This is a genomic window from Streptomyces jumonjinensis, from assembly GCF_009600885.1.
Taxonomy (GTDB): Bacteria; Actinomycetota; Actinomycetes; order Streptomycetales; family Streptomycetaceae; genus Streptomyces; species Streptomyces jumonjinensis.
Genome location: NZ_VCLA01000204.1, coordinates 55603 through 62851, shown reverse-complemented (window position 1 = coordinate 62851; position 7249 = coordinate 55603). Strand labels below are relative to the sequence as shown.

The 7249-nt window shown below is 74.4% G+C and carries 5 protein-coding genes and 1 pseudogene; 4 read left to right on the top strand and 2 right to left on the bottom strand.

The annotated features are described in order from the left end of the window. Together FF041_RS37140 and FF041_RS37135 are read right to left on the bottom strand one after the other, a co-directional pair. On the bottom strand, positions 1–343 hold a 343-nt coding region (locus FF041_RS37140), incomplete at its 3' end, for an alpha/beta fold hydrolase (protein WP_323393706.1). Between the two features lie 286 nt (positions 344–629). Then, positions 630–881, bottom strand: a pseudogene (locus FF041_RS37135) (cation:proton antiporter); the annotation flags it as partial. Positions 882–1449: 568 nt separating this feature from the next. On the opposite strand from FF041_RS37135, the gene FF041_RS37130 reads away from it, so the two are divergent. The 4 genes from FF041_RS37130 to FF041_RS37115 form a co-directional block, all read left to right on the top strand. After that, on the top strand, positions 1450–2643 hold the full coding sequence (locus tag FF041_RS37130; protein ID WP_153527169.1) for an ATP-grasp domain-containing protein: 1194 nt from the start codon (positions 1450–1452) through the stop codon (positions 2641–2643). After that, a complete protein-coding gene (locus FF041_RS37125) occupies positions 2640–4373 on the top strand; it encodes an IucA/IucC family protein (RefSeq protein ID WP_153527167.1) in 1734 nt (577 codons plus the stop codon). The genes FF041_RS37130 and FF041_RS37125 overlap by 4 nt, the downstream gene beginning before the upstream one ends. Beyond that, the gene (locus tag FF041_RS37120) at positions 4370–6130 is read left to right on the top strand and encodes an IucA/IucC family protein (RefSeq protein WP_153527165.1); all 1761 of its coding nucleotides are present in this window, start codon (positions 4370–4372) and stop codon (positions 6128–6130) included. Before FF041_RS37125 ends, FF041_RS37120 begins: the two co-directional genes overlap by 4 nt. Continuing rightward, positions 6127–7249, top strand: a 1123-nt coding sequence (locus FF041_RS37115; RefSeq protein WP_323393705.1) for a type III PLP-dependent enzyme, incomplete at its 3' end; no start/stop codon positions are given. The genes FF041_RS37120 and FF041_RS37115, both read left to right, overlap by 4 nt.

Sequence of the window (7249 nt, the reverse complement as noted above, 5' to 3'; positions counted from 1 at the left end):
CCCGCCCGGGATCCAGCGCGGCGCAGGCCAGCGCGTGCGGTCCGCCGCCGGAGCGGCCCACCACGGAGTAGCGCGCGAGACCCAGCGCGTCCGCGATGGCGCGCACATCGCCGACGGCGTCCGCGATGCTGCGCCCGGCGTGCCGGTCGGAGTCCCCGTACCCGGGCCGGTCGTAGGCGATCAGCCGGACGCCCAGATTGTGCAGATGGAAGGTCCGCGGCCGGGGGCCCAGCCTGCTGCCGGGCGTTCCGTGCAGCAGGAACACGGGGTGTCCCCCGGGGTCACCCCACCACTCGTAGGCCAGCTTCCCGTCACGGCCGGGCGCTTGCACCAAACCGAACACCCGTCGCCTCCCGTTGCCAGCGGCTTGGCCGGAACGGCACCGTACTCCAGCATGATGGACCACGGGCACCGTTGACAGCGCTCTAATCGGCCGAACTGCCCGGACGTATCCGGGAGCCGGCCGCTCCGACCGTAGCCGAGGTTTCCCGGCCGTACGCCGCCATCCCCATGGTGCCAGGGATTCGCGGAGTGTTTCCGGGCTCCGGCGTGTTGACGCCGGCCGGCGGGCTTCCCCTGGGCGGGCTCCTGCCCTGGGCGCGGCCCGGCTATGGGCGCGGCTCCGTCCCTCACCAGGACTCCGTCCCCGCGCTCCGCTGCGCCCGGGCGGCGCCGCGGCCGTCCGGGGCGCGCAGTCGCAGCGCCAGCAGCGGAAGGACCAGCACCGACACCATCGCCGCGCCCACCAGCGCTGCCGCCTCGCCGGCGCCCAGCACGCCCTCGTCCACGCCGACGGCGGTGATCGCGACCACCAGCGGCAGACAGGTGGCGGCGTACAGCGCGAGCGCCCCCCGGTCCCGGCCGCGCAGATCGCGCGGGGCCGGCCGAGGGTGCCGCGGTGCCGGGGAGCGGCGTCGCCCGCCCGGAGGACACGCCGGGCGGACGGGACGTTGACGGCACGGCCTACGGCGTGGCCTCCTCCTGCCGTCGCAGCCGTCGCAGCCGTCGCAGCCGTCGCAGCCGTCGCAGCCGTTCCGGGTCGCCGGTCCGCGGGCAGGCGCCTCAGGCCCTCCGCCGGGCGGATGGCGCAGAAGAGGCGGCAGCCGATCCGGTCACGGGTGGGGTACGGCCGCACGGGCGTCACTCGTCAGGCTGACCCTGAACCGGCCGGGGAGCAGCCGCGGCGCCCTCATCAGCAGGGCGGCCGACCACGGCAGTCCGTGCATCGACCCTCACCTTGACCACGTCGTCGGACCGGATCGTCAACCAGGGCTCCGTCGTGGCGAATTGACATTCTTAGGGATGCCTAACCTAAGCTCCGCTGTGACGATCCGGAGCGACCCGAACCACGGCGACCAGGGTGTCCGTCCATGACCCTGCCCGCTCCGCTCCGACTCTTCTCCTGCCTGCCCCCCTGCCCAGTGAATGTGCGCGCGGAGTGTTTCACCCATGCAGATGTATGTACTCGCCCTCAACCCCACCGACTCGGTCACCGAGGGCTTCCTCCCCGCCGCGCGGCGGCTCGGTCTCCGTGTCACCCTGCTGACCGATCAGCCCGGAGCGCACCGTGAGCGGTACCGGCGGATCCATCCGGCCGTGGAGATCCTGGAGTGTGAGGTCCGCGACTTCCACGCGGTCATCAGCCGGATCTCCGCGCACCGCCGCCCCGACGCCGTCTTCAGCAACAGCGACCATCTCCAGACCCAGACCGCCCTGGCCGCGGCCTACTTCGGCCTCCCCGCCAAGGACTGGCGGGCCGCCCTGCGCACCAAGGACAAAGCGCAGATGCGCCGCGCTCTGGCGGCCGAGCCGGTGCGCTCGGCCGAGCTGGCGGCCCATCAGGACCCCGCGGGCCTGCGCACGGCCGATCTCCCCTACCCCTGTGTGGTCAAACCCCGGGAGGGCGTGGCCAGCGAGGATGTGATCCTGGTCGAGAGCCCCGCCGAGCTGCTGCGCCAGTGCGCGCGGATCAGGGCCCGCCGCCCCGGGGCGGCCCTGGTGATCGAGGAGTTTCTGCCCGGCGAACTGCACACCCTGGAGACCCTCGGCGACGGACGGCGGCTGCATCCGCTCGGCGGATTCCACACCGAGCTCTCCCCCCTGCCGTACTTCATCGAGGAGCGGATGACGTTCGTCGCCGCCCACCCCGAGCCGGTGGCCGCCCAGGTGCTCGCACGGCTCGACGAGCTCGGCGTCGGATTCGGGGCCTGCCACACCGAATTCGTGGTCCACGACGGACACGCCCGGCTGATCGAGGTCAACTACCGGGCCATCGGCGACCAGTGCGATCTGCTGCTCGCCGAACTCCTGGGCATCCCGCTCTTCGACCACATCCTCCGCACCCACCTCGGCGAACCGCTCCCCGCCGACCTGGGAGCCCGCGCCGGCGGCGCCGCCCGCCTCGCCTACCCGCTCGCCGACCGCGCGGGCACCCTGACCGCGGCCCCCGGACCCGCTGATCTCACCGTCGACGGCGTGCGACTGACCTACCGTCCGGCCCGGCCCATCGGCGAACGCCACGAGCTGTACCGCACCAACCGCGACTTCCTCGGCATCGCCCGCGCCACCGGCACGGACCAGCGGACCGTCGACCAGGCCCTCGACGCCTTCCTCGCCGGACTGAGCTGGGAGATCACACCATGACCGCGAACCGCGCCGACAGCGGGAGCGAACTGCTCCTCACCGTGCTCAGCGCCCTGCTGCGGGAAGACGTCGTCGGACTGCGCAGCCGCACCGCCCCCCGTACCGGACCGGACGGCCTCTGGCTGCGCCTGCCCGCCGGAGACGACGCCTGGCTGCTGCCCGTACGCCGCGCCGCACCCGCGTTCCAGTACGGGACCGAGGCCCGGCTGCCCCTGCTGCGCCGCGAGTCCGACGGCCGGGAACTGACCACCGCCGATACGGTACTGGCCGCGCTCGGCGACCTCGCCGACCCCGCCGACCGCCCCGGATTCGACGCCTTCGCCGCCGAGTGCCGGGAGGCCCGCACCGCGCTCCGGCTCCACCGCGCCACCCGCCACGAGATCGCCGCGCACCTCGCCGACCGCTACGGAGCCGACCCGGCCGACTGGACCGGACCGGACGCGGCCCTCGCCTTCGACACCCTCGCCGCCCGCCTCGACCACCCCGTCTACCCCACCTCCCGCAGCAGACCGGGCCTCACCGAAGCCGCCCTGCGGGCCTGCGCCCCCGAGTTCCACCCCCGCCTCCGGCTGCGCTGGCTCCTGCTGCCCGAGGACGCCGTCACCGCCCACGCCTGGGACCCGGTCCCGCTGCCGGGACAGCCGGAGCCGGACCGGGAGCGGTTCGCGCTGCCCGTCCACCCGCTGACCGCGGGCGAACCCCTGCGGCAGGCCCTGCGCGCCACCGGACTCGACCGCCGCGCCGAACTCGTCGCCCACCCCGGCCCCGAGGCCGTCCCCACCCTCTCGATGCGGACCGTCGCCCTCACCGCCGACCCCCGCACCCATCTGAAGCTCCCCCTCGCCACCGCCACCCTCGGCCGGCTCAACCGGCGCACCATCAGACCCGGCACCCTCACCGACGGCATGGCCGGACAGCGACTGATCGAGCAGGTGATCGCCCGTGAGCCACGCTTCCGGGAGACCGTGCTCCACACCGACGAAACCCGCTTCGCCCACGCGGGCCATGAACTCCTCGCCGTTCTCGTCCGCCGACTGCCCGCCGGCCTGGAGCACACCGCCGTCGTCCCCCTGGCCGCACTCCTCGCCCCCGCGCCCGGCGGCCGGCCGCTCATCGACCACCTCGCCGACCGCTTCCACGGCGGCGACCCCCTCGCCCTCTTCGACGCCTTCCTCACCCTGCTCTTCGACTGGCAGACCACCCTCTTCGGCTACGGCATCGCCCTCGAATCCCACCAGCAGAACATCTCCCTGCTGCTCGACCGGCCCGACGGCCGCACCCGGCTGAGACTGCTCCTCAAGGACAACGACGGCCCCCGGGTCAACACCGCCCGCCTCACGGAAGCCCTCGGCACGAGCGCGAGCGCGGACGCCTTCGACGACGTACGGACCCGCCAGGAAGGCGACGGGCCCGTACTGGACCTCTTCACCACCGTCACCCTCCACCTCTGCGCCGGGGCCTACGCCTTCGGCCTCGCCCGCCACGGACACGCGCCGCTCGACCGGCTGCTCACCCTCGTACACGACCGGCTCGCCGAGGCCGCCGGCCGGCTGGACCCCCGACGGGCCGCCCTGCTGCACACCCATGTCCTGGGCGCGCCGAGGCTGCCCATCAAAGCGATGGTCACGGCGGGCACCCTGCTCGCCAAGGAGAGATCAGGGGCTTCGGACATCAACAAGCACTACACCACCGGCCCCAACTATCTGGCCCAGGGGAGGGCGAGCAGATGACCAGCACCACACCCGACCGCCCCGCGGCCTCCACGGCCTCCACGGGCCCGCCCGCCGCACTGCCCACCGCCGACGACGCCGTCGCCCACACCCTCCTCAACTGCCTGCTGCGGGAGGTCTCCGGACCCGAGCACCAGACCGCCGTCAGCGGCGGCCGGCTGATGCTGCGCCTGCCCCGCCGTGGCGTCCTGCTCCGCGTGGGCCTGCGCCGCACCTCACTGCTCGGATCCCACCGCTTCACCGGACCGGTCGCCGAACAGACCCCCGACGGCTGGCGGCCGGTCGACTGGCGACGCCTCGCCGAGTACACCCACACGGAGCTGTCGCTGCGCACCGGCGCCCGCAACGAGGAGTTCCTGCCCCAGATCGCCGCCAGCCATCGCGGAGTCGCCGCCGCACTGGCCCACCACGGCCGCCGCACCCCCGAAGCCGGCGATCCGCTCGCCGCCTATCTCGCCTCCGAGCAGTCCCTCGTCCTCGGCCACCGCTTCCACCCCACCCCCAAGGCCCACAGCTCCGACCCCGCCGCCTGGTCGGCGTACGCCCCCGAGGCGAAAGCCGCGTTCCCGCTCCGGATGCTCGCCGTACGCGAACACCTGATCGCCGAGGAGTGCGCCGAACCCGGCGCTGCCGCCCCGCTGGACCGGCTGCGGCCGGTGCCCGAGGGATACCGGCTGCTGCCCGCCCACCCCTGGCAGTACGAGAAGCTGCGCGACCGGCCCGAGCTGCGCCGGGCCCTGGACCGCGCCGACATCCTCGATCTGGGCCCCGGAGCGGAGCCCTTCACTCCCACCGCCTCCGTACGCACCCTCTACGACGGCGACACCTTCCTGAAGTTCAGCCTCGACGTCCGGATCACCAACTGCGTCCGCAAGAACGCCCATTACGAACTCTCCGGCGCCGTCGCCCTCACCCGGCTGCTCGCCCCCGCGCTCGCCGATCTCGCCGTCCGCTACCCGGGCGCGGGCATGCTCCGCGAACCCGCCTACCGCAGCCTCGCGCTCCCTGGCCCCGGCCGCCGCCCCGACATCGGCCTCCTCGAAGGCTTCGGAGTGATCGTGCGCGAGGGACTCGGCGGACGGCTCCGCCCGGGCGTCACCCCGCTGCTCGCCGCCGCCGTCGCCGACGAGTACCCCACCGGCCCCGCCCATGTCTCCCGGCTCGCCGGGACGGACCCGGCGCACGCGCTGGAGTGGTGGCGACGGTATCTCGCGCTGCTCGTCCCTCCCGTGCTGGCCGCCTACTTCGACCACGGTCTGGTGCTCGAACCCCATCTCCAGAACGTCGTCCTCTGCGTCGACGCCGACGGCGGGCCCGCCCAGATCCTCTTCCGCGACCTGGAGGGCGCCAAGCTCGTCCCCGACCACCACGAGCAGGCGCTCGCCGCCCTGCCCGCGGAGGTCGCAGGGCCCCTGACCTACGACGCCCGGCGCGGCTGGGACCGGGTCGTGTACTGCCTGTTCGTCAACCACATCGCCGAACTGCTCGCCGCCCTCGCCGATCTGCACCCGCAGAGCGAGCCCGCGCTCTGGGCCGAGGTGCGCCGCACCATCGAGGAGTACGCCGAGGGCAGTGGCCGCCCGCCCCGGCTCAGCGGGCTGCTGGCCGGAGTCCCGCTGCCCGCCAAGGCCAATCTGCTCGCCCGCTGGGAGCGCTCGGCCGACCGGCACGCCGGATATGTACGACTGCCGTCCCCGCTCGCCGAGGATGTGCTCACCCAGGCGATCCGCGCCGAGACCGATGGTCGCCGCCGGTGATCCCGCCCGCCGTGCACCGGCTCGCCCGCTCGCTGCCCGCCGGCCGGCTCCCCGCCTATCTCTACGACCTCGGCGCCCTGCGCGAGCACGCCCGCCGCATCCGCGAGGCGCTGCCCGAACGGGTGGAGCTGTACTACGCGGCCAAGGCCAACCCGGAAGCGGAGATCCTCGCCGCCCTCGCGGACCGGGTCGACGGCTTCGAGGTGGCCTCCGGCGGCGAGCTCGCCCATGTGGCGGACGCCGCGCCGGGCCTGCCGCTGGCCTTCGGCGGGCCCGGCAAGACGCCCGAGGAGATCGAGTCGGCCCTGCGGCTGGGCGTGGCGCGGTTCCATGTGGAGAGCGCGCACGAGCTCGCCGTACTGGCGCACTCGGCCGCCCGCTCCGGCGCCCGCGCGGGCGTACTGCTCCGCTTCAACCTCCCGGTCTCCGGCGGGCTGCTCGACGGCAGCGCACTGGCCATGGGAGGGCGGCCCGCGCCCTTCGGAATCGATCCGTCCGAAGCGGACGCGGTGGTGCGCGGGTTCACCGACGGCGCCTACGGCCGGCTGGAGCTGCGCGGCGTCCACGCCCATCTCGCCAGTGGTCTCGACGCGCCCCGGCAGCTCGCGGTGGCCGGGTCCGTCGTCCGGTGGTCGGCCGGGCTCGCCGCCCGCCACGGCATCGCGCTGCCCGAGGTGAACGTCGGCGGCGGCATGTCCGTCGACTACGCCCGGCCCGGCCGGCGGTTCGACTGGACCGCCTACGGCAAGGGCCTCGGCAGGATCGCCGACGACCACCCGGGAGTGACCCTGCGCATCGAGCCGGGGCGCGCGGTGAGCGCGTACTGCGGCTGGTACGCCACCGAGGTCCTCGATGTGAAGCACAGCCACGGCGAGGACTTCGCCGTGGTCCGCGGCGGCACCCACCATCTGCGCACCCCCGCGGCCAAGGGCCACGACCAGCCCTGCGCCGTCCTCGCGGCCGAGGAGTGGGACCGCTCCCGGCCCATGAGCCGGGGCGGCCCGGTCACCCTCGTCGGGCAGCTGTGCACCCCCAAGGACGTCCTCGCCCGTGCCGTCCCCGTCCCCGGCGGTCTGCGAGCGGGCGACCGGGTGGTCTTCGCGATGGCGGGGGCGTACG